This window comes from Paenibacillus sp. FW126-R14 (assembly GCF_058789495.1).
On record NZ_JBYTBS010000011.1, the window covers coordinates 18,917 to 41,158 of the forward strand.

A 22,242-nucleotide genomic window follows, 5' to 3' on the forward strand; every position below is an offset into this window, starting at 1 on the left:
TTCATGCTAGAACGCTATGGACATGGAGGCGATCTCTGGACCGCAGAAGAAGCATTCGGCCGGCCCAAGGACGAATTTCTCGATTTTAGCTCGAATATGAACCCGCTGGGTCCTCCTTCTGCTGTTCAGCAAATCTTGACGGACGCATGGCGGGATATCGTCAAATATCCAGACCCAGCTGTGCGCGAATTGCGCAGCAAGCTTGCGCGCAAATATGATATCCCGATGGAGAGCATATTGGTTGGCAACGGGGCGGCAGAGTTGATCGATTTGACTGCGAGAGTGCTGAGACCTTCCATGACTGGATTAGTGAGACCGTCTTTTAGCGAGTACGAGGAAGCGATTCATAAATCAGGCGGCGGCATTTACAATATCCCGCTGCGATCCGCTTGCCAATTTGAGCTGCAGCAGCACGATGTAGAAGCCGCTTTGCCGGCTGTGGATCTCTTTTTTCTGGGACATCCGAATAATCCGACAGGCAAGCTGATTCCCCGTCATATCGTGGATCAACTTGTGAAGAGCGGGCGCAAATGCGTGATCGACGAGGCTTTCATGGATTTTGTGCCAAATGAGCAGGAGCACTCGCTCTTGAAATTGGCTTCGACGAGCCGGCAGCTTTTCGTTATTCGCTCGATGACGAAATTTTACTCCATCCCGGGGATTCGGTTAGGTTTTATGGTGGCGCATCCGGATGCGATTCGGGAGATAAGCCGGCAGCAAGTGCAGTGGAGCGTTAATTATTTGGCTCAACGCATCGGTGCGGCTGTGCTGGAGGACGAAGCGTTTGAGCGAAACAGCCGGCTTTGGCTGCAGGAAGAGAAAGCCTGGCTCATCGGACAGCTGAGGCAATTGGGCTTGGATGCGGTGACCACCGAAGTGAATTTTGCGCTATTTTCCTTTCCTGAGGGGATGGGCATAACCGTGAAGCAGGCGCAAAAGCATATGGGGCAGCAGGGCATTTTGATCAGGGACGCCTCCCTCTTTGAGGGCTTGAATGAACGATACTGCCGTGTTGCCATTCGGCTTCGCGGGGATAATGAGCGGTTAATCGAGGGGCTGCGTCTCATGCTGGCAGCTCTGGCGCAGAATCGAGGACAATATGAGGACTAGAACGGCGGCACGGGCAGCAACGCTGATGATTCAAGGGACAGCTTCGGATGTCGGTAAAAGTATTCTAACGGCAGCGCTATGCCGTATTCTCGTTCAGGACGGCTGGCATACTGCGCCATTCAAGTCGCAAAATATGTCTCTCAATTCTTACGTTACCTTCGACGGCAAGGAGATCGGACGGGCGCAAGGGGTTCAGGCGGACGCCTGCCGGATTTTAGCGACAACGGATATGAATCCGATTTTGCTGAAGCCCAAACAGGACATGGTCGCCCAGGTTGTCGTACACGGCAAGCCATACTCCGATTTAGATGCAAGAACCTACCGGGAATCGTACCTGCCGCAGGCGGAAGTCATTGTTAAAGACGCGTTAGGCCGGCTGCGCAGCGAATATGAGATTGTGGTGCTGGAGGGCGCAGGGAGCCCGGCGGAGGTGAATCTCAAGGATCGCGACATCGTGAATATGCGCTTAGCCGGATGGGCGGAGGCGCCTGTTATTCTCGTGGCTGATATTGATAAAGGCGGCGTGTTTGCTTCGATCGTCGGGACGCTGGAAATTTTGACGCCGGAGGAAAGAGACCGGGTGCAGGGTTTCATTATCAACAAGTTCCGTGGCGACGTTAGTCTGCTGCAGCCGGGCCTAGACTGGCTGGAGGAGCGGACAGGGAAGCCCGTACTAGGGGTTATTCCTTATTTGCCTCAGCTGGGCATTGAAGATGAAGACTCCGCTTCCTTAGATTCAAAACGCATGCAGAAAAGGGCGCAGAGTGCGCCCGAGAAATCAAAAGACCAATTGGATGTTGCGGTGATTCGCTTGCCACGCCTGTCTAACTTCACGGACTTTGATCCGCTTCAGGAAGAAAAGGATGTGCATTTCCGGTATATTGAGCACCTCTCCGATTGGGGCGATCCGGATGTCGTTGTGCTCCCGGGAAGCAAGAATACGATGGACGATCTGCGGTACTTGAACGAGTCCGGTTTGGCAGCGCGCATTCAAGCTTTCGCACGGGCCGACAACGGATGGGTCGCCGGTATTTGCGCCGGGTATCAGATGCTTGGCGTTAGGCTGCTTGATCCGCACGGTTACGAATCCGACCATCCGGAGCTCGAGGGATTAAGCCTTTTGCCGACTGAGACGGTGTTTACGTCCAGCAAACGTACGGTTCAGGTGCAGGGAAAGGCTTCGCTTTTTACGGAGGAAGACGGTCAAGAGCTGATGATAGACGGGTATGAAATCCATATGGGGCGGACTAGGTTTCTGGAAGAAGTTGTCATGCCTTTTCAAATCAAGGCGTATACCAATGATGTAGCCTATGCTTCGGACAACGAATCGCATGGAGACGGGGCGGCAGTGGAGCAGGGACGTATCTGGGGGACCTATGTGCACGGGATTTTGCATAACGATGATTTCCGAAGAGCTTGGTTAAACCGCATCCGGCAAGTGAAAGGGCTGGCCCCTGTTGCTGGAGGTTTGCGCTTCAAGGAGCGCAGAGAGGCCGCATTCGACAGGCTGGCTGACCATGTTAGAAGTCACTTGGATATGCAGCGCGTTTATGAGATGATGAAGGTATCACAGCCTTGTCAAAGGGAGGACGTTACAGAATGAAAATTTATACGCGTACCGGGGATGCCGGACAGACAGGCGTAATTGGCGGCCGTGTGGATAAAGACGATGCTCGTGTTGAAGCATACGGCACGACGGATGAACTGAATTGTTATGTAGGTCAGGCGATGAGCTTCATGGACCCGGCCAAATATCCGGACTTGCTGGCGGATTTGCTGCAAGTGCAGCATGAGCTGTTCGATTGCGGCTCGGATCTTGCCCTTTTGAAGCAGGAGCTGCGCCCATACAAAGTTACAGCGGAGATGGTGGATGCGCTTGAGGCTTGGATCGATAAATACGATGCCGAAACACCGGATATTACGCGGTTTATTTTGCCCGGCGGGGGAAGCGTTTCTTCTACGCTTCATGTCTGCCGCACCGTTTGCCGCAGGGCGGAACGCCGGGTCGTTACGCTGGCCCGAACGCAAGAAATTAATCCGGAAGTGCGCAGGTATTTGAACCGGCTGTCCGATTTGTTCTTTACGATTGCTCGTACGGCGAATCACCGCGAAGGGATTGCCGATGTGGAATATGTGCGCAGTGCAGAGGTGTTTAGACGTAAATCATGAGCTACTATGAACCGTTAGTATATATCGTGCCGCCCGAGGAAGAAGGCTTTATTCTGAAGACGGTGCTGCAAAAAAGATTGATGGTCTCCCGCAAGCTGCTGTCCCGCATTAAATTGACGGAACAGGGGATTACGGTCAATGGGATCAGGCAATATATCAACATCAAAGTGAAAGCCGGCGACCGCGTGGAGATCCGGATGGAGGAGGAAGCGTCGGAGGATATTTTGCCTCAAGACCTTCCTCTGCACATTCTTCATGAAGACGAGCATCTGCTGATTGTGGCCAAAGATGCAGGCATGATTGTGCATCCTACGCACGGGCATTACGTGAATACGATAGCCAACGGCGTTGTGCATCACTGGCAGCAGGCCGGCATCACCTGCCGTTTCCGCCCTGTGCACCGGCTGGATCAAGAAACATCGGGCGTATTGGCCATCGCAAAGACGCCCTACGTTCACCAGCAAATATCGGAGCAGATGATTCAGCACCAGGTAAAAAAAGAATATTTGGCCTTTGTATGGGGGCGCTTAACAGATACCACAGGAACGATTAACGAACCCATCGACCGGGATCCGGAGCAGCCGCATGTGCGCATCGTCACTCCAGAGGGGTACTCGGCAGTAACTCATTACGAGGTCGTGGAACAATATGCGCAGGCCGCCTTAGTCCGCATTTGGCTCGAAACGGGGAGAACGCACCAAATACGCGTGCATATGCGGCATTTAGGCCATCCGCTGCTCGGGGACAAGATGTATACATTGCCTGAATTTGAGGGAAGCCCTGCGGCAGAGGCTGGTGAGCGGCTGACCCGCCAGGCGCTGCATGCTTTTAAACTGGGCTTTGTTCATCCTGGAACGAGGGCTTGGACGGAGTTTAACGCTCCGCTTCCTGCGGATTTAGCCGCTTTGCAAGCTTGGTTACAAAAAAATGACTAGTTTTACGAAAACCATCCAAATTTTAGGATGGTTTTTATTTCGAATAACTTGACTTTCTGTATAAATTAGCCCAAAATTTTAATTAATTATCAAAATAAGCTTTACACTTACATAAAGGAGTTCTTACATCATGGGAGTAAAAGTATATGGTTACGATAAATGCGGGACATGCCGGGCTACTTTGAAGTGGCTGAAAGCTCACGACGTCGACGTGACAGAGAACGTACCGTTATTCGAGACGCCGCCGTCTGCGAAAGAATTGGCCAAGCTGTTAAGCGATAGCGGACTCGGCATCAAAAAGTTTTTTAACACATCCGGTGAAGTGTACAAGGAAATGAATTTGAAAGACAAGCTCCCCGGCATGACGCAGGAACAAATGCTGGAGCTGCTGGCTTCCAACGGCAGGTTGATCAAACGCCCCATTGTGACGGACGGCACGAAGGTTACGGTCGGCTTTAAGGAAGCAGAGTTCGAGGAAGCATGGGCAAAGGGGTGATGTGAGGTTGGAGGAGAAGCAGAAACCATCACGCAAAAAGTCGCCCCTAGCCATAGGCGGTTTCCTGGCTGTCTTGCTATCGCAAGGAAAGCTGCTTTTGACATTTTTAAAAGTTGGCAAGGTCGGCGGAGCTGTCATCTCGATGTTTATTACGGTTTGGGCATACGCCCAATTGGCTCCGCTTTCTTCTGCCATCGGGATTGTGGTCATGATTCTGATTCATGAACTCGGTCATGTTCTTGCGGCAAGGTTGAAAGGACTGCCCGTCTCGGCGCCTGTCTTTATCCCGTTTCTTGGCGCATTAATCATGATGAAAAAGAATCCGGCCGATGCAGCAACGGAAGCTTTCATCGGTATTGGAGGACCCGTTTTGGGGACTCTGGGAGGCGTTGCCGCATTTGCTTTAGGCGTATATACCGATTCACCTGTCATTGTTTCTATAGCGTATGCTGCGTTTTATTTAAATTTAATTAATTTGCTGCCGATTCATCCGCTCGATGGCGGGAGAATCGCAACCGCAGTAACCCGATGGTTATGGATTTTGGGCCTAATTGGTGGTTTAGTTTTTATTTTTTATTTGGATCACTACGTCAATCAGCTTATTTTCTTCGTCATCTGGGCGATGTTTGCCTGGGATTTGTATAAGAAATATGTGAAATACAGAAAGAGAGAGCAGCTAGTTTCTGTTTCCACCCGCTTTGAATTTGCCGCCGATCATTTACTCCAGCAAGGATACATCATCCCAGGAGAAAATCATACGCGCGAGCTGGATTTTACGACATATTCAGATTTACAGGGCGCAGGCGACGGACGGCAAACGATCGTCATGTACTGGCAGGGGATTGGCTTTGAGGGTCATGCCTATTTGCCGCAGCAATCGTTGATTCGTAGAGTGCAGCTTGTCAAGGTAGACCGCCTGCAGAAAGAAAGCGGATTTTATTTGGGACTGCAGGTTCAAGTCGACTTCTCGCCTATGGATAATGGGGATCGTTACTATGAGGTTCCGGCCAAAACCCGCTGGAAATTCGGTGCGGCCTATTTAGGGCTCGTTTTATTTCTGCTTTATATGATAAGACTTGTTCATCAAGCAGGAATTATGGATTAACTGTTCAATATAACTTAATGAGGATAACTACCATGTCATTTACAGGATCAAAACGGCTTAGTCAGTTAGGATCGGCTATTTTTTCGGAAGTGGCAGATTGGAAGAGAGAGGTTATGAACCAAGGGGTAGACGTCATAGATTTAGGTATAGGAAGTCCTGATCTCCCCCCGTCCGAACGCATTTTGAATGCCATCGCTGAGGCTGTGCGCAACCCTGCGCACTATGGATACCCGACATCGGAAGGAAGCTTAGCCTTTCGGGAAGCCGTGGCCAGATGGTACCAGTACCGATTCGGTGTAGAGCTTAATCCTGAGAATGAAATTTTAACGTTAATGGGCTCACAAGATGGTCTTGCTCACTTGGCGCTTTCACTCTGTGATCCTGGGGACATCGCCATTGTTCCTGATCCAGGTTACCCCATATATTCGGCAAGTCTTGTGCTGGCAGGAGTTGAGCCGTACTTGCTCCCCTTGCGCGCATCCAATGATTTTTTACCACAATTAGATGACATTCCAGTAGACGTGGCTGCCAAAGCGAAGTTCATCCTGTTAAACTATCCGAGCAATCCGCTGTCTGCTGTTGCAGATCGTGCTTTTTTTGAGCATTTGATTGCCTATGCCAAAAAGCATGAGTTGCTTGTCGTACACGATCTAGCCTACTCTGAAATGGCTTTTGACGGCTACAAGCCGATCAGCATTTTGGAGATCGAAGGCGCTAAGGAGGTTGCTGTCGAGTTTCATTCTCTGTCCAAAAGCTTTAACATGGCAGGTTGTCGGATCGCTTTCCTCACCGGTAATGAGGCTGCTGTAAAGGCTCTGCGAACGCTCAAATCAAATATTGATTATGGCGTATTCGGTGCTATTCAAGCGGCTGGAATTGCAGCACTAGAGGAAGATATGGAACACGATCATTCTGTTGCCGACGTTTATGAGAAGAGACGCAATACATTTATTTCGGCTTTAAAGGATGCGGGTTGGATCATACCGCCACCCAAGGCAACCATGTTCATCTGGGCACCCATTCCAAAAGGATGGACATCTCGACAAATTTCCCGGGAAATGCTGTATCGTGCAGGTGTAGCCGTTATACCTGGAGACGCTTTCGGAGCAGAAGGAGAAGGGTTTGTGCGAATTGCTTTGGTGCAAGATGAAGTCAGATTGCTTGAGGCGGCAAGGCGCATAGGAGATTGGCTTCGAACCGTAGAATGAAAGTTAGAGATTTTGGTAAAAATAGGAGAATGAGAGATATATGAAATCGTTTTTGAGTAACATTACACCTTAATAGTTGAAAGGGGCAAGCATATGGACGCCATTTCCTCATTGTCAGAGCTTTTAGCTGAGCAGAAGCCATCATCGTTTGTAGAAATTCCAGGAGTCCTGGGCCAGACGTTTGGGCAAGCGACAATTGCAGCTACATTACCTATGAGCAAGTTGTTTTCACTCTATGAAGTTGATTTAGAAGTGCAGCGTGCGATTATTCCACGCAATCTTTCTAAATTAATCGATTATGTCAATTTGTATTTAGAAAATCGCCAGCCGATCTATTTCCCTGGAATCATTTTCTCGGCAAGAGGCGCAGGCCAATATGATGAAGAGCAGCAAGCGCTTCGACTGCAGCCAATTGAAAAATTGTACGTAGTGGACGGCCAACACAGGCTGGCAGCGTTCCAGCGTATTATGGAAACACTGCAAAGCCAAATGGCACGCGCCAAAGACCGCCGGGAATATGACAAAATGGAAGAAATTACAGAGAAGCTGCGCCGGTTGTACGCATTCCCGATTTCAACCATGACGTATTTGGACATTAACGCCCGTCAAGAGCGTCAGCTGTTCTCTGATATTAACAAGCTTCCGCGGAAGCTGGGCGGCAACCTCGCCGTGCTTCGCGACCAACGCAGATTTTATCACGTGGCTGCAACGGAGCTTGCTGCCAAAGCGCCAGCCATGCAAAAGCTGACGGTTGACATGTTCTCCGAACGCGGCAAGTCGCCGGAGTATCTGTTCTCCTACCACTTGCTGATTGAAATTTTGGTTGCTTTGTTTGAAGGCAGAATGAAATCCGCAGCGCGAAACAACGGTTATCAGTATGAGGATAAAGATCTGCAGGATCTGGTATCCTTGGCGGGGACCTACTTCAACGGCCTGTTGAATTATTTGGAGGCGCCAGCTAAAGGCGAACTAGTTTGGACGGAAAATATCCAAATCGCACTAGCCTTGTTTATTCATGAAGAAGCTACAAAAACAGGGAAATTCAATCGTTATGCGCTTGAACATGCTTTGAAAATACTTCCTCATGTGAACTGGAACGGGATCTACGCGGGAGACGAGAAGGATCGTTTGCCTAGACGTACCCGTATTATGAAAGCCTATAATTTCATCAAAAACTTTTATCAAGAACAGAATGCATTCTTGATCAGCGATAAGGAGGACGTGAGCTAATGGAAGGATTACGCCTTAAAATGACGATTCATCCGTTTTGCGAAAAATTCGGACTTTCCACCGTTGCCTTGCGCGTGCAGGATTTGCTCAATTATACGATGATCGACCCGATGGTGCAGCGGAAGCTTAGCAACATGCAAAGACGCAAAATCTCTACGTATCTGCAAGAACGCGAGCTGGATCATGTTTTCTTCGGACCGGTTACGCTTTCGCTTCGCGAAGTGAATCAATTGTCCAAGGGTGAGAAGGAGTTCCTGCTGAGACACGGCTCGAAACTTTCTATTTTGGATGGGCAGCACCGGATTCTTGCGCTTGGTTATGTGAACGAGCAAATGCAGAAGGAAGTAAGACGCTATGAGAAGAAGCTTGTGCTTCTGAAAATCAAACAGCGTAAAATGCCGCAGGATGCGGATATTAAGCAAGAAGTTGAAGAAACGGAAGGCACGATTAATCAACTGGAGAGCAGACGTCTCGATTTAATGGAGACACAGCTTGCTGTGCAGATCTACATCGGCTTAACGGAGGAAGAAGAGCAGCAGCTGTTCGGGGACATCAACTCCAAAGTACAGCTGGTGAGCAAGGAGCTTGGACACTCTTTCGATTCCATTGATCCGCTTAATTTGGTGATTCAGCAAGTCGTTGATCACAACGTGTATCTCAAAGCTGTCGGCGTGGAGAGACGCAGCAATTTGACATCATTCAACCGGAATTTCACGTGCTTCAGCTGGTTATACGCGACAGCCACGATGTTGTTCTCAGGCAGAATGCAGCCGTCTTATGAGCTTCAGCGTAAAATTCGCCACGATCCTTCGACGTATGTTGAAATTCTGCACCAATTTTTCAATACGTTATTGCCGATGATGCCGGAGCAGCCGGGTCTGGCGCAATATACGTCAGCGAATCGTGTTATTCAGGAAAGTATCGCGCTTTATTCAAACCGTTTCTTATTCCCGAATGGGCAGTACAACGAGGATTGGACAGATTGCCTCCAAATTCTTGAAGGCTTTGACTGGTCGCATGAGAATGAGGAATTGATCTATGTCTTCGGCGCTTTGGATAATGGCAAAATCAACTTGATTCACGAGAAATCATTGAAAAAGCACGTGAAGCTTGTTCAATTTTTCCTCGAAGGTACGGATGCAGAACGTGCGTCTGAGGAAGAAGAATCTACTGCATAAATCTACCGAAACTAGCAGCCTTTCACTCTTAACGAATGTTAAGCGTGAGGGGCTTTTTTTGCTTTTTTCGGAGATATGACGATGCATGCGGATGCTAGATTTGGACGAAATATATGAATTTCTTCTAGCATTCGTCTATATCAGAAATAGATCGCTAGAATACTATATACTATAAAGCTTGAAAGGAGGAGAAAACGATGAGTTGCTCCGTATTAGCTACTTTAAACCGCATCAGCCTTGGCACTGTCATCACTATTCATGCCGGCACTACTCCGAACCACACAGGTAAATTCCTTGGTATTGAACACGGTAATGTTGTACTTGCAAGTACTAGCGGTACTATCTTCTTCTTCCCAATCGATAAAATCGCCGTAATCCACATTCCTTAATAAAAAGAGCTGCGAAGAGGCTGTCTTGAATGGTCAGAAATGATCTGATGGATGGTCTCTTTTTTTGTTAAGCTAAGCGAAAATGACTATTGCTGAAGTGCTGTTTTCAGGATACACTTAATACCAATTCGGTTGTGAAGAACACGCCGCTTCGATACTTTGTATCGGGGCGGCTTTTTGTTTTTATTTTGTCTAAAGAGGAGTGAGGCGGAGTGCCAAGATTTGATCAAAAATATGAGGAATGGATGCAGCTGAATATTAGGCAGGAGACCAATCCAAGAAGGCGTGAATTGCTTGAGAAAGGATTAGGTCATGGGACTATGGAATTTCTGCGAACGATCTGGTTTCCGACAGTGAGAAATTTTGACCATCTGTATCCCGAATGGGAGGTGCGTGATTTTAACAATGGATACCGCTATGTGGATCTGGCCTACAGACCTGGCGGCATGAAGGGCGGTATTGAAATTCAAGGCTACGGACCTCATGCCAGAGATCTGGATGTAAGTCGATTTAAGGATTTATGTTGGCGGCATAGTTTATTGGCGCTTGATGGGTGGACATTTTTGCCTATCGCTTATCTTTCCATTAAAGATGAGCCTTGGCGATGCCAGCAGCTCGTTCTTTCTTTCATCGGAACGTTCCTTTCGACAGATGTATCCGCTGAATTGAATTGCTTTGAGGCCGAAGCCGTTCGCTATTCCCGTCGCTTGCTGCGGCCATTTACGCCGTTAGAGCTGGCGGACCACCTACGGATTACGGACCGTCATGCTCGGCGAATCTTGCATAACTTAGTCAAACGGGAGTTGTTGGTGGTGCAGAGTGGGCAGAAGAGGTACCGAACGTATTGCTTACGGACAGAGTAGTCCTTATTTGGAGGTAGAGAGGTGTTTGCAATTCTAATGGACTCCGAAGCAGTTATTCACCTTATCGGCATGAAAAATGGCTGTCTATTTGACTAGTAACGTCTCTTGAGTCCGTTATTTATGGGATAAAGGCCTATTATTGAAAATAACGGCAATGAGGTCCATACGATAATGAATCACAATGCATCGCAAGAGGAGGCTCCCTTCAAGGTTCTAGCTCGACAGGGTTATACCTGTCAGGTATTATGCCGGAGTGCAGACTTTACTGTTTCAGTCTCGCCAACTTTGTCCATACTGCATAATGTTAGCAACTTACGAAGCAGGAGGGTCTTGAAACCATGTTGGCCGTTCATCAACGCATGGCGGAGTTATGGACATTGCGCAGAGCGCGGGAGTTGACGCGAGCAGAGCAGGATGAGTTAATGCTGTGCATGGAAGCTAACGCGACATATGTATGGAACCGATTAAAACTAGAAAATTTATCGCTTTGTGCATCGCTTACAGGAGACTATGATTGGCTTCATGAAATTTGCGAGCGCATCGAAAAGATTGAACCGAAGCACTGAACCGAAAGGGTCGGTGCTTTTTTCCTTTTCTGCTAGAGAGTGGACGGGTATAATGGTAGTAGTCTATTTCTAAGGAGATGCCGCATGGTAAGCTGGTTCAAGCAAGTGGGCGAAAGGCCTCATAAATTCTTACTTCTGGGTTTACTGCTACTGACAGCGCTATTACTAAGACTATATCTTGCACCGATCTGGGTGGGCTACGATACCGATGTCCGAACCTTCCTGGCGTGGGCGGACCGGGCCTATACCGTGGGGTTGTCCGGCATGTATACCAATGCTAAGGATTATTTTCTGGATTATCCGCCTGGCTATATGTATGTCCTGTATGTCGTCGGTATGCTGCACCACAAGCTGTCTATTCCATGGGAGAGCGGACAGTCGCTGCTGCTGCTTAAACTTCCTGCCATTCTGGCAGATATCGTAACCGTATACGTATTGTTTTGTCTGGCCTCCAGCCGGAAAGGCGGAGCACGCACATGGCTGCAAGCCATAGGCATTGCTGCGTTGTTTGCTTTTAACCCTGCGATTTGGTCGAATTCGGCGATATGGGGACAGGTCGACTCGTTTTTCATGCTGTTTATTGCAGCGACATTGCTGCTGCAGCAGCGCGGGAAGCTTCCTCAGGCGTCCGTGTTTATCGCGCTGGCTCTTTTGCTGAAACCGCAGGCGCTTCTTTTCGGTATTTTTCTGCTTATTGACGTAATACGCAAACGCAATCTGATGGTATTCCTGCTGAGTGTGCTCAGCGGTATGGCGACGATCGCGGTCGTTTCGCTGCCTTTTGCCATAGGAAGAGGTTATGGGTGGTTGGTCGGGCTGTACTCAGGCACTTTATCCTCATACCCTTACGCTTCCTTAAACGCTTTTAATCTTATGGCGCTGCTTGGCGGCAATTTCATTGATATGAAGACGAGCTTCCTATATCTTTCCTACGATAGATTGGGTGTAGTGCTCATGGTCCTTTCCGTTCTGTACACCTGCTATTTGTATATTCGCAGCAAAGGCCGGCGCGGTGCTGTTTTATATGTAGCCTTCTTATTTATTACAGCCGTTTTTATGTGCATGACCAAAATGCATGAGCGCTATTTGCATTATGGCTTGCTGCTGGCTCTTACGAGTTTTATTTATATCAGGGATCGCCGGATTCTAGGCCTGTTTATTGGGTTCAGCTTGACACATTTCATCAATATCGCGGATGTGCTGCTGCGCAGCTTTCATCAAGACTACCATATTCCGCGTTATGATTCTTTGATGCTGGTTGTTTCTGCGATCAATGTTATACTATTTATTTACGCTTGTACTTTGGGATGGAGGCTTTTCGTGCAATCACAACAAGAACAGAAACGACAGGATGAAACCACTGCGCTTCCGCTTCCAAAAGCTCCGGCGGCGGACAAATGGAGCGAGCGCTGGAACGCTATTTTCAAACCTAGCGGGGATGGCGTAGAAAGAAGCCCGAAGGGACGTTTTTTCTCGAAAAAAGATATGCTGTATCTCGGCTTGCTGGTGGTCATTTACACGATCATCGCTTTATTCCATCTGGGCGGGCACAAAGCGCCTACAACGTTTTGGAAGCCGACGAATGCAGGAGAAGCGGTTATCGCCGACTTGGGCAGCTCTCATAACATTACAAGAATTAACACCTTTGCCGGTGTCGGGGAGGGCTCTTACTCCTTCTGGTTTTCCCAGGATGGCCAGCAGTGGCAGGATCAAATCGCCGTGAAATCGGATCATACCAAGGTCTTCACCTGGAACACGGTGGAACCGAATAAGGACGCTCGTTACGTCAAAGTGGTGATTGACGGGCAGGAGAGCGCACCGCTGCATCTGCATGAAATCGGTATTTTCGGAGATGGCTCCTCGGCTATTTTGCCGATTAAGGAAGTTAAGGAACAAGATATTAACTTGGCGGACGAAGGGAAACCAGCGAATCTATTTGATGAATCCAGTGTAGTACCGTATACGCCTACATATATGAACGGGACTTATTTTGATGAGATTTATCACGCAAGGACGGCCTATGAGCATATTCACAAAATAGAGCCTTACGAAAGCACGCATCCGCCGCTCGGTAAGGTGCTCATGGCTATCGGCATTTACATTTTCGGACTTAATCCGTTCGGCTGGCGTATTGTCGGAACGCTGTTTGGCGTCGGCATGATTCCCGTGATCTATGTGTTTGCGAAGCGGATGTTTGGCCGGTCCGAATATGCTTTTATCGCCGCCTTCCTCTTAACGTTTGATTTTATGCACTTTGCGCAAACGCGTATAGCGACCATCGATGTATACGGCGTATTCTTTATCATGCTGATGTTCTATTTCATGTACCGCTACACGACGCTCAGCTTTTATCGCGAAAAGCTATGGACTACGCTGATCCCATTAGGGCTGTCCGGTCTTTTCTTCGGAATCGGAGCCGCCTCCAAGTGGATCGTGATCTATGGCGGAGCAGGCCTTGCGTTGCTGCTGCTCTTATCTTTGATCGAACGGTTCAGCGAATACCGGTTCGCCCGGCGGCTGCTGCAGGAGGAGACTTCTCCTCCAACATCGCCACCGCTCGAGCCGGACAACGAGGAATCGGAGTCGAAACCGACGCTCACAGAGCCGGAGAGAAGCCGCCTGATGCTTGTGCAGAAGCTTTTTGCAAGAAATACGATTCTTACGCTGCTGTGGTGTGTACTGATGTTTGTCATCGTCCCATTAGGCATCTATACGTTGTCTTATATTCCATTCATGATGGTTCCGGGACCGGGACACCAGTTGAAGGACGTTGTCACCTATCAGGTGCACATGTACAAATATCATAAAGATTTGGTAGCGACGCATCCGTTCTCCTCGCCATGGTGGGAGTGGCCGATGATGCTTCGGCCTATCTGGTATTATCAAGCCAAGTTTATGCCGCAAGGCATGCTGTCGAGCATCGTCTCGTTCGGCAATCCGCTCGTGTGGTGGCCTGGTTTCATAGCTGTCCTTGTATCGTTCTACGTGGCAATTAAGAGGAAAAATAAGCTGCTGCGCATGCTGCTCATCGCTTATTGCTCGCAGTATTTGCCATGGATGCTGGTGCCTAGGCTGACCTTCATCTATCATTATTTTGCCATGGTGCCTTTCCTCGTGCTCATTTTGACTTACTATATCAAAGAGTATTTGGAAGTGGGGCCGCTGCACAAAAGAAGATGGGTCTACGGCTATTTAGCCGGCGTATTTGTATTATTCGCTCTGTTCTATCCGATTCTTTCGGGGATGATCATTCCATCGACCTATTCCTTCTTCCTCCGGTGGCTGCCGGGGTGGAATTTCTTTTAAAGAAAAGTATTGACGTTCCCAAAAAGCAATGGTAGTATAATCCCAAGTGATTTACTATGAATTAAACTGTCGACCGAACAGCAGGAGACTCCCACCTTTTATCGAACAAAGGAAGCGGGGTCTCTTTTTATCATCAAAAACTTAATGGAGAGTGAATGAAATGGCGAAAGTCGTGATTATCTCAGGCAGTCCAACCCCTACATCCCGCTTGCACGGGGTTATTGAACAAGCAAAGAGCGAACTCGTACAAGCCGGACTTGCGGTGGACTGGATTAAAGTACGGGATATCCCTGCTGAGGACTTGTTATATGCCAAGTTTGACAGCGAAGCCATCGTGAACGCGAATGCGCTTGTTGCTGCAGCGGATGCTGTTCTCGTAGCAACGCCCATCTACAAAGCTTCCTATACCGGTGTGCTGAAAGCATTCCTCGATCTCCTCCCGCAAAAAGGGTTGGAACGCAAAATTGTGCTTCCGCTTGCCGTAGGGGGAACGATTTCCCACTTGCTCGCAATCGACTATGCCCTCAAGCCGGTGCTGTCCGCATTAGGCGCGCAAAATATTTTGCAAGGCGTCTACGTGCTTGATAAACAAGTTACTTGGGGCGATCAAGGCCAGGCCATTTTGGATGATGAAATCTCCACGCGTTTGCAGGAGTCTTTGGCGCAGTTTGTACAAGAAATCAACTGGCATACCAGCCGCTAAAAGAAAATAAATATGACGCAGCCGCCATTGGTAACATTTGCTGATGGCGGTTTTTTGCGTGCCGGGAGGAGCGCTCTCGTGCTATACTGAACTTATCTTTATTTTGATAGGAGCGATTATGTTGTCAGAGAATTCATCCGGTTCAGTGCTGCTTGTAGACGGCATGGCCTTATTATTTCGCGGTTATTATGCGACTTCATCCAGCGGTTACATTATGAGAACAGAAACCGGCGTGCCGATTAACGGCGTTTACGGTTTTCTAAAATATTTGCTCGATGCGATTCAAACCTTCAAGCCTACCCACGTGGTATGCTGCTGGGATATGGGGAGCACAACGTTCCGCACGGAGAAATTCGAAGCGTACAAAGCGAATCGCGGACCTGCGCCCGAGGAGTTAATTCCCCAGTTCGATTTGGTGAAAGACGTTACAGCAAGCTTTAACATCCCGAATATCGGTGTTCCCGGCTATGAAGCAGACGATTGTATCGGAACACTGGCCCGTACATACAGCCCATTGACCAAGGTGCAAATTTTAACCGGAGATCATGATATGCTCCAGCTTGTGGATGAGAATACCGAAGTCATTATTATGAAAAAAGGTCATTCCAACTATATGGTGTATACGCTGGAAACGTTGATGGAAGAGAAAAGTCTGACGCCTGCGCAGATTATCGATCTGAAGGGCCTGACCGGCGATACGGCGGATAATTATCCGGGGGTCAAAGGCATCGGCGAGAAAACAGCGACCAAACTGCTGCTCGAATATCAGGATATCGGAGGCATTTTGGAAAATTTGGCGGCGCTGCCGAAAGGCGTTCGCGCCAAAATCGAAGCAGAGCTCGAGATGCTGCATTTATCGCGCGATTTGGCGACGATTCGCTTGGATGCGCCCGTTGCTTGCGCGCTGGAGGACTGCGGTTGGGCGATGGAGCGGGATAAGGTTATCGCGAAGTTCGAGGAAATTGCCTATAAAGGTTTAATCAAGTTGATCGGATAGAAGATGAATCAGTAAAGAAATAGACCTAGCGGATGATGGGATCCACTGGGTCTATTTTGTTTAGCGTTTTGGCGAGAAATGTGCGACCTGCTTCAGGATCTCCTCAATTTGTTCCAATGTTTCAGACGCAAGCTGTATGTCTACGGCTTTCACATTCTCTTCGATCTGTTCAGGTTTGGTCGCTCCGATGAGAGCGGTACTCACACCCGGTTGACGGAGTACCCAAGCCAGCGCCAGCTGTGCCAGGGAGATATCAAGTCCGCGAGCAACATGCTCTAACTCTTGAACAACTTGGAGCACCTGATCGTTCAAATAGCTGGTGATGATGCTGTTAACGGAATTGTTGGCTGCCCGGCTATCGGACGGCAATGGTGCTCCAGGCTTGTATTTGCCGGTAAGAATGCCTTGAGCAAGGGGAGAGAATACCACTTGTCCCAATCCTTTACTCGCCGAGACAGGCAGCACTTCCCGCTCAATATAGCGCTCAAACATATTGTAAATCGGCTGATTGGAGATCAGTGGGCGCAGATTCAAGCGCTCGGCGATCCCTGCCGCTTCGGTAATTTGAGCACCGGTCCACTCGCTGACAGCGGCATATAGAATTTTGCCTTGAGCTGTCAGGTCATCCAAGGCGCGAAGCGTTTCTTCCAGCGGTGTTTGAGTGTCATACCGGTGACAGAAGTACAAGTCGATATAATCGACGCCCAGACGTTTCAAGCTGGCATCGCATTGCTCGAAGATATGTTTCCGCGAAAGACCGCGATCGTTCGGACCGTCGCCCATCGGGAAGAAAACCTTGGTCGACAGGACATAGGATGAGCGCGCATACGGCTTCAGCGCCGCCCCCATCGCTTTCTCGCCTTCTCCCCGATTGTAGGCATTCGCCGTATCGAAAAAATTGATACCGCTTTCGAAAGCTTTTTCAATACAAGCATCGGCGGCTTTTTGCTCAGCGGCTGTGCCGTATGTAAGCCAGCTTCCGAGTGCAATTTCACTCACTTTTAACCCGCTATGGCCAACGTTTCTATATTTCATCGTACTCATCCTCTCGTTCTGCTGCTTACTGTCATTATAAGAGAGGGGGCAGATAGCTGACAATGACGCACAATTTATTCACTTAGTTACATATAGTTAAGTAACTGCCGTTTGCCGCCGGTAGCGAAGGGGAGTCGTTCGGGCAATCTGTCGAAAGACACGGCCGAATTGAACTAAGGAGCCGAAGCCGACTTGTTCGGCAACCGCAATGACTTTCATTTTGGTCTCGGTCAGCAGCCTCTGCGCCTCCTGCACGCGAACAAGATTCACATATTCGACGAGTGAGAATCCCGTAATCTCCTTGAACATCCGGCTCAAATAAGCCGGGCTGATTTCAAACCGCTCCGCAAGCTCCTCTAGCCGCATGGGTTCGGCAAAATGCGTATTGATATAACGCACGATCGTCGATATTTTCCGGTGTAATGGAGAAACGTGCTCAGGCGAGGTGACAGGATGCAGGCGGACAAAGCGTGCGGTGAAGAGCAGCAGTTCGATCAGATGATGACGCAAAGCGAATGTTTGCCCGAGATGGGTTTCTTTCGCTTCAGCCATCATTTTGCCAAGAATGTCTTCGACAAATCGCCGGGTTGGCAGATCCAGCCGCAATACCGGCGTCGCATGCGTGAAGGCATCGAGCAGGAAAGGGGCATCCTCTTTCACACTCTCCAAGAAGCCCTCGCTGAAATTCATAACGACACGCGCATGGCCAAGCTTATCGGAATCGGATGTGGCGTGAAGCTCACGCCGGTTAATCAGCACTAAATCCCCCGGAAGGATGAGATACGAGCGGTCCCGAATGAAATACATGCGCTCTCCTTCGTACAAATAATAGAGCTCGTACATGTCGTGCATGTGCTGAGTCCTCTCGAACGAACCGGAACGATGAATATGCTGAATATAAAATGGGCCTTCATCTTCATTGCCGAAGGTGACGGTGCTGGGCATGGGAGTACTCCTTTATTTCTCAACGTTGTACAGGAAGTATACCATATATGAAGTGAAAAATATGAATAGTTTCCGTTAAAAATAGGAATAGATGATGAGAAAACGCTCCTAACTTGCGATATGATAAAGCTATAGGAATTTAGCAAACGTTTGCAAAATAAGGGAGGATCACACAATGAAAGAGCTTATAGACGCAATTAAATCCGGCAATACATCGGCGCTAGCGGCGCCTGGCGTTAAAGTATATCCATCATCTTTTACACAAGTTGGAAACACTTCGCTTCTGATGGTACGTACGGAGGCTGGAAAACAGCTGCTCGCGGTTGGCGAAAGCGATTTGTACGATCAATTGAAGGGGGAAATCGTTGAGGGCGCTAAGTTTGCCCCGTTATCCCACGAAAACCGTTTGACGCTAAATCAATATCTGCCTTACACGGCACCGCAGGCATTTGGCACGCAGGTTGCTACGATGGGTCTGGGCGACCGTCTCGGCATTGCAAGCCCAGGACATATCCAAACGATCCGCGGCAAAGACATTCGTCCGGTGCTGGCACAGCAAAGCATTCGCGAGCTCGCGCTTACAGGCCGAACGTATGAGGACGTCTTGGATGCAGCGGCATTTGCCGTGTTCCAAGAAGGCTACAAAGATGGCTATGGCGCAGACGGCGACCATTTGAAGAAAGAAGAAGACATCGAGTATGCGCTGCGTCTTGGCTTCACGATGTTGACGCTCGATTGCTCCGAAAATATCGACAATACGATTGAAACGTTGTCCGCAGCTGAAATTGCAGCGAAATATGCAGAGCTGCCTGCCAGCTTGCGCGAGCACTATGAGAAGCGCTACTTGGATGCGCCGGCTAACGTTCCTGGTGCGGAACTGAACTATACGCGCGAAGCGCTCCAAAAGGATGTGCTGATCTACGACGCGGCGATTAATTTCATGGAAGCGATTTTCCGCAAATATATCGCGACGCTGGATCGTGCGGTCGATTTCGAAATTTCCATCGATGAAACAGCAACACCGACTTCGCCTGAGGCTCATTATTTGGTTGCGAACGAGCTTCGTGACCGCGGAGTTACGATTTTCAGCATGGCGCCACGCTTCTGCGGCGAATTCCAAAAAGGGATTGACTACATTGGAGATATCGCGCAATTTGAGCGTGAGCTGGCAAGCCATGCGGCGATTGCTGTGCATTTTGAATATAAGCTGAGCATTCACTCCGGCAGTGACAAATTCAGTGTGTTCCCACTGATCGGTCAATACACCAACGGTCTGTTCCATATCAAAACAGCGGGTACGAATTGGCTTGAAGCGGTACGCGTTGTGGCTAAAGTGAACCCATCCCTTTACCGCCGCATGCATCAGTTCGCGTTGGATCATTTCACAGAGGCGACAGCCTACTATCATGTGACGACAGACATTGGGGCTATCGCTCCGCTGGCTGAAGTTGCCGATGCGCAGCTGCCTGACTACATGGAAGAGAACAATGCCCGGCAATTGCTGCACATTACGTACGGTCTCCTGCTGCAAGCAAAAAATGACGACGGCAGCAAAGTTTTCGCTGACGAGTTTTTCCAAACGATGACGGAGCAGGAAGAAGCCTTTGCAGACGGTCTTCGCCATCATATCGGCAGACATTTGGAGCTGCTGGGTAAATAGAAATAGGAAAGCCGATCTCCGGTGTAGGAGGTCGGCTTTTTTGCTGTTAGATACCGTATAGGAGAGCTTGGCGGAGAGGGAACTATAGTCCGTTATTCCTGCTTAAAACAGCCATTTGGCACATGAAAGGGAACTCTGATCCTCTAATTTGATGATGTTGGTCCCGATGACAGTATCCGTGGGCAAATAAGTCCCTGTAGTTCTGTCTTGCTCATGGAAGTGGCTGATTTGGCATAAATAGCGCTCTCTAGTTCCCTTCCGTCGAAATCTCACTCTTGATTCAATGGTTCATTCCGAGAATCGTCTGCGCCCGGATAATCCCGTTTGATGCCTTCATGCAGCTCATGATTCTCATAGGAGAAACGGTTCGGCGGGCGTTGATCCTTCCGCCACGGGGAGCTTTTCCCGAGCGATTCCGTATTTAGGCTGGTGCCGTAGGGACCTTCGGGAAATTCCTCGGGAATCAGGTCATTTCGCTGAGACTCGACCGTTTCCAAATCGGTGTACGCATCTCGATGCTCAGAAATAAAACCTTCTGTTTCGGTATACTGGTCATTCGGGGATTCATGACTCATGAAAAAAGCCTCCTCGTCTAGGTTGCATGCTTTTTCCAGTGTCCCCCTTCGCCACGCTAAATATCCGTAAAATGAATGGAACCGATAATTTGCGATAGGAATTCATTAAGCTCTTGGGCTTGTTCCTCATTGAGCTTGAATGCGTATTCCAGGTATCCTTCTTCATTCAAGTCATCGGGACCAATAACAGCGCTGCGTCCTGACTGTAGGTCAATGACAAGCTTCTTGCCGTAATAACGGGTAGTTGTCATAATTGCAAGGTCAAAACGGTGCAGAGCTTGACCGACGAAGCACACAAAGCGCGTTGTCGTTTCTTCTTGATGGTCGTATAAAAAGTCATAATCAGACATAAGGGCCCTCTTTTCATTCTGGTATGTCTTTCATTATAACCGAAATGCGCTTGTCTACAAAACATAGGTTGCGCCTATCTGACAAACATGGTATGATTTGGATATCGAAAAAAGGGAAGCACCTTTTCAGCGTGGCTGAAGAGGTGCTTTTTCGTTTTTTCCGACACTATTTTAAGTTACAGTCTGGAGGAGGACGCATGAACATTGTATTTCTAAACACACTGGAGAAAGAAACGGGGGAGCATCGCGTAGTATCGGCGCAGGTGTCGATTGCCGAGGAGCAGGGCATTTGGAATGTTTTCTGGAATGAACCCGATAGCGCAGGGAAGCCGGAGCAAGCTCATTGGTATCAAGGTATGAGCTGGGATGAGATGCTCAGTACGTTCCGCCAAGGCTTGAAAGAGAAGATACGCGGCGGTTTCCGCCCGATCGTGAGTTCGGATCTGGAGTCTGCGCAAGCCCTTTCCGGGAAAGCCCGGATAACCCAGATGCTCACTTATTACTGCGAGGAGCATCCCAACGAAGAGGTGTTCGAGAAGCTGCGTACTTGGAGACGCGAACAAGCAGCGCGCGAAGGGAAGGCGCCGTACATACTCGCCACGAATCGGGTGCTGCGCATGATCTCCGTCTTTTTGCCCCAAAGAAAGGAGGAGCTGCAGCAGATCCCCGGCTTTGGCGAGCAGAAGACCGGTATGTATGCCGGGGATGTGCTTAAGCTAACCGCGGAGAGCACGCGCACGAACAGCTTTCCGTTAGATTGGGTTCCTAAGAACGTCGATGTAGTTAAGTTCGAAGCATGGCTCTTGGCGCAAAAGGAACAGAAACTGCGCATGGAGCTGGACCGTGAGGCCAGCAAGCGCAAGCTGCTGGAGATTGCCTCCCGGGGAGGGAGCCTGGCTGATCTCCAAGCTGATTTAACGATGCCCCGCAGAGAGCTCCTGCTTTGGGTGGAGGAATTGGACCGGGAAGGGTACGATTTGGATCCGCTGGTCGAAGCGGAGCTTGTTTCGATCCCGGAGGAGGAACAGATCAAAGCCTGGAACGCCTTCGAATCGGAAGGCGACCGCTACTTGAAGCCCGTGCTGCAGCGCATGGGCGGCACAGAGGAGCTGAAAGGCAAAGAGCTTGACCGCGCCTATGAATGGCTGCGCTTGCTCCGGCTGCGTTACCGCAAGGAGAAGGAAAGCGTAAATACTCAAGCCGCAAGCTAGTATTGACAGCGTTTAGGCAGATATGATTAAATGGTCAATAATCTAAATAGCAAAGAAAGCGATGACGAACTGAGGGGAATCCCTAAGTAGGAGTAATGCCGCTGCTGCAGAGAGTCGGTGGAAGGTGCAAACCGATGCATGTATGGCTCCGAATTACCGTTCCGAGTTGGATAAGGGAACATGCTCCCGTAAGAGCATCAGTAGCTTATAC

Annotated in this window: 21 protein-coding genes and 1 other annotated feature (1 of these 22 running past the window's edge); of the genes, 17 read left to right on the top strand and 4 right to left on the bottom strand. The window is 49.2% G+C overall.

Annotated elements, in window-relative coordinates; genetic code table 11:
- The first annotated feature begins 3 nt into the window (after positions 1-3).
- The 15 genes from cobD (at position 4) to AC3WRW_RS10300 (ending at position 16,255) form a co-directional block, all read left to right on the top strand.
- Positions 4-1,110, top strand: a complete 1,107-nt coding sequence (gene cobD / locus AC3WRW_RS10230; protein WP_492546214.1) for a threonine-phosphate decarboxylase CobD — start codon at positions 4-6, stop codon at positions 1,108-1,110.
- Positions 1,100-2,713, top strand: coding sequence for a cobyric acid synthase (locus AC3WRW_RS10235; protein WP_492546215.1), 1,614 nt, complete (start codon positions 1,100-1,102; stop codon positions 2,711-2,713). Before cobD ends, AC3WRW_RS10235 begins: the two co-directional genes overlap by 11 nt.
- Positions 2,710-3,279 (top strand): cob(I)yrinic acid a,c-diamide adenosyltransferase, encoded by a 570-nt coding sequence (locus AC3WRW_RS10240; protein ID WP_492546216.1) that lies wholly within the window; start codon positions 2,710-2,712, stop codon positions 3,277-3,279. Before AC3WRW_RS10235 ends, AC3WRW_RS10240 begins: the two co-directional genes overlap by 4 nt.
- Complete coding sequence (locus AC3WRW_RS10245) at positions 3,276-4,214, top strand: RluA family pseudouridine synthase (protein ID WP_492546217.1); 939 nt, start codon at positions 3,276-3,278, stop codon at positions 4,212-4,214. The genes AC3WRW_RS10240 and AC3WRW_RS10245 overlap by 4 nt, the downstream gene beginning before the upstream one ends.
- A 130-nt stretch (positions 4,215-4,344) precedes the next feature.
- Positions 4,345-4,710, top strand: coding sequence for an arsenate reductase family protein (locus AC3WRW_RS10250; RefSeq protein WP_492546218.1), 366 nt, complete (start codon positions 4,345-4,347; stop codon positions 4,708-4,710).
- A gap of 1 nt (position 4,711) precedes the next feature.
- Positions 4,712-5,815, top strand: coding sequence for a site-2 protease family protein (locus tag AC3WRW_RS10255; RefSeq protein ID WP_492546219.1), 1,104 nt, complete (start codon positions 4,712-4,714; stop codon positions 5,813-5,815).
- Positions 5,816-5,847: 32 nt separating this feature from the next.
- The gene (locus AC3WRW_RS10260; protein WP_492546220.1) at positions 5,848-7,023 is read left to right on the top strand and encodes an aminotransferase class I/II-fold pyridoxal phosphate-dependent enzyme; all 1,176 of its coding nucleotides are present in this window, start codon (positions 5,848-5,850) and stop codon (positions 7,021-7,023) included.
- Between the two features lie 93 nt (positions 7,024-7,116).
- The gene (locus AC3WRW_RS10265) at positions 7,117-8,253 is read left to right on the top strand and encodes a DNA sulfur modification protein DndB (protein WP_492546221.1); all 1,137 of its coding nucleotides are present in this window, start codon (positions 7,117-7,119) and stop codon (positions 8,251-8,253) included.
- Positions 8,253-9,431, top strand: coding sequence for a DNA sulfur modification protein DndB (locus tag AC3WRW_RS10270; RefSeq protein WP_492546222.1), 1,179 nt, complete (start codon positions 8,253-8,255; stop codon positions 9,429-9,431). Before AC3WRW_RS10265 ends, AC3WRW_RS10270 begins: the two co-directional genes overlap by 1 nt.
- Before the next feature lie 197 nt (positions 9,432-9,628).
- Positions 9,629-9,820, top strand: a complete 192-nt coding sequence (locus AC3WRW_RS10275) for a hypothetical protein (protein ID WP_492546223.1) — start codon at positions 9,629-9,631, stop codon at positions 9,818-9,820.
- 212 nt (positions 9,821-10,032) lie between these two features.
- Positions 10,033-10,683: a transcriptional regulator gene (locus tag AC3WRW_RS10280; RefSeq protein ID WP_492546224.1), complete on the top strand. Its 651-nt coding sequence runs from the start codon at positions 10,033-10,035 to the stop codon at positions 10,681-10,683.
- Between the two features lie 338 nt (positions 10,684-11,021).
- Positions 11,022-11,249, top strand: coding sequence for a DUF7667 family protein (locus AC3WRW_RS10285; protein WP_167061928.1), 228 nt, complete (start codon positions 11,022-11,024; stop codon positions 11,247-11,249).
- Between the two features lie 84 nt (positions 11,250-11,333).
- Positions 11,334-14,555, top strand: coding sequence for a glycosyltransferase family 39 protein (locus tag AC3WRW_RS10290; RefSeq protein ID WP_492546225.1), 3,222 nt, complete (start codon positions 11,334-11,336; stop codon positions 14,553-14,555).
- A gap of 160 nt (positions 14,556-14,715) precedes the next feature.
- A complete protein-coding gene (gene ssuE, locus AC3WRW_RS10295) occupies positions 14,716-15,258 on the top strand; it encodes an NADPH-dependent FMN reductase (RefSeq protein WP_492546226.1) in 543 nt (180 codons plus the stop codon).
- A gap of 121 nt (positions 15,259-15,379) precedes the next feature.
- The gene (locus AC3WRW_RS10300; protein WP_492546227.1) at positions 15,380-16,255 is read left to right on the top strand and encodes a 5'-3' exonuclease; all 876 of its coding nucleotides are present in this window, start codon (positions 15,380-15,382) and stop codon (positions 16,253-16,255) included.
- A 60-nt stretch (positions 16,256-16,315) separates the two neighbouring features.
- Here AC3WRW_RS10300 and AC3WRW_RS10305 read toward each other — a convergent pair whose 3' ends face one another.
- Together AC3WRW_RS10305 and AC3WRW_RS10310 are read right to left on the bottom strand one after the other, a co-directional pair.
- Complete coding sequence (locus AC3WRW_RS10305; protein WP_492546228.1) at positions 16,316-17,290, bottom strand: aldo/keto reductase family protein; 975 nt, start codon at positions 17,288-17,290, stop codon at positions 16,316-16,318.
- Positions 17,291-17,386: 96 nt separating this feature from the next.
- Positions 17,387-18,235 carry an AraC family transcriptional regulator gene (locus AC3WRW_RS10310; protein ID WP_492546229.1) on the bottom strand — a complete coding sequence of 283 codons (849 nt, stop codon included), beginning with the start codon at positions 18,233-18,235 and terminating at the stop codon, positions 17,387-17,389.
- A gap of 175 nt (positions 18,236-18,410) precedes the next feature.
- Here AC3WRW_RS10310 and AC3WRW_RS10315 point away from each other — a divergent pair, with 175 nt between their 5' ends.
- Positions 18,411-19,895 carry a tagaturonate epimerase family protein gene (locus AC3WRW_RS10315; protein WP_492546230.1) on the top strand — a complete coding sequence of 495 codons (1,485 nt, stop codon included), beginning with the start codon at positions 18,411-18,413 and terminating at the stop codon, positions 19,893-19,895.
- A 269-nt stretch (positions 19,896-20,164) separates the two neighbouring features.
- Here the strand turns inward: AC3WRW_RS10315 and AC3WRW_RS10320 are convergent, their stop codons facing one another.
- Together AC3WRW_RS10320 and AC3WRW_RS10325 are read right to left on the bottom strand one after the other, a co-directional pair.
- Positions 20,165-20,470: a hypothetical protein gene (locus tag AC3WRW_RS10320; protein WP_492546231.1), complete on the bottom strand. Its 306-nt coding sequence runs from the start codon at positions 20,468-20,470 to the stop codon at positions 20,165-20,167.
- A gap of 56 nt (positions 20,471-20,526) precedes the next feature.
- Positions 20,527-20,820, bottom strand: coding sequence for a DUF3055 domain-containing protein (locus tag AC3WRW_RS10325; RefSeq protein WP_492546232.1), 294 nt, complete (start codon positions 20,818-20,820; stop codon positions 20,527-20,529).
- A gap of 197 nt (positions 20,821-21,017) precedes the next feature.
- On the opposite strand from AC3WRW_RS10325, the gene AC3WRW_RS10330 reads away from it, so the two are divergent.
- Positions 21,018-22,031 (top strand): HRDC domain-containing protein, encoded by a 1,014-nt coding sequence (locus AC3WRW_RS10330; RefSeq protein WP_492546233.1) that lies wholly within the window; start codon positions 21,018-21,020, stop codon positions 22,029-22,031.
- Between the two features lie 62 nt (positions 22,032-22,093).
- Positions 22,094-22,242: a binding site (T-box leader), on the top strand (it continues 116 nt past the right edge of the window).

Coding starts and splice junctions, on each gene's coding strand:
- cobD (WP_492546214.1), top strand. CDS start 4: ATGCTAGAACGCTATGGACATGGAGGCGATCTCTGGACCGCAGAAGAA.
- AC3WRW_RS10235 (WP_492546215.1), top strand. CDS start 1,100: ATGAGGACTAGAACGGCGGCACGGGCAGCAACGCTGATGATTCAAGGG.
- AC3WRW_RS10240 (WP_492546216.1), top strand. CDS start 2,710: ATGAAAATTTATACGCGTACCGGGGATGCCGGACAGACAGGCGTAATT.
- AC3WRW_RS10245 (WP_492546217.1), top strand. CDS start 3,276: ATGAGCTACTATGAACCGTTAGTATATATCGTGCCGCCCGAGGAAGAA.
- AC3WRW_RS10250 (WP_492546218.1), top strand. CDS start 4,345: ATGGGAGTAAAAGTATATGGTTACGATAAATGCGGGACATGCCGGGCT.
- AC3WRW_RS10260 (WP_492546220.1), top strand. CDS start 5,848: ATGTCATTTACAGGATCAAAACGGCTTAGTCAGTTAGGATCGGCTATT.
- AC3WRW_RS10265 (WP_492546221.1), top strand. CDS start 7,117: ATGGACGCCATTTCCTCATTGTCAGAGCTTTTAGCTGAGCAGAAGCCA.
- AC3WRW_RS10270 (WP_492546222.1), top strand. CDS start 8,253: ATGGAAGGATTACGCCTTAAAATGACGATTCATCCGTTTTGCGAAAAA.
- AC3WRW_RS10275 (WP_492546223.1), top strand. CDS start 9,629: ATGAGTTGCTCCGTATTAGCTACTTTAAACCGCATCAGCCTTGGCACT.
- AC3WRW_RS10285 (WP_167061928.1), top strand. CDS start 11,022: ATGTTGGCCGTTCATCAACGCATGGCGGAGTTATGGACATTGCGCAGA.
- AC3WRW_RS10290 (WP_492546225.1), top strand. CDS start 11,334: ATGGTAAGCTGGTTCAAGCAAGTGGGCGAAAGGCCTCATAAATTCTTA.
- ssuE (WP_492546226.1), top strand. CDS start 14,716: ATGGCGAAAGTCGTGATTATCTCAGGCAGTCCAACCCCTACATCCCGC.
- AC3WRW_RS10305 (WP_492546228.1), bottom strand. CDS start 17,290: ATGAAATATAGAAACGTTGGCCATAGCGGGTTAAAAGTGAGTGAAATT.
- AC3WRW_RS10310 (WP_492546229.1), bottom strand. CDS start 18,235: ATGCCCAGCACCGTCACCTTCGGCAATGAAGATGAAGGCCCATTTTAT.
- AC3WRW_RS10315 (WP_492546230.1), top strand. CDS start 18,411: ATGAAAGAGCTTATAGACGCAATTAAATCCGGCAATACATCGGCGCTA.
- AC3WRW_RS10320 (WP_492546231.1), bottom strand. CDS start 20,470: ATGAGTCATGAATCCCCGAATGACCAGTATACCGAAACAGAAGGTTTT.
- AC3WRW_RS10325 (WP_492546232.1), bottom strand. CDS start 20,820: ATGTCTGATTATGACTTTTTATACGACCATCAAGAAGAAACGACAACG.
- AC3WRW_RS10330 (WP_492546233.1), top strand. CDS start 21,018: ATGAACATTGTATTTCTAAACACACTGGAGAAAGAAACGGGGGAGCAT.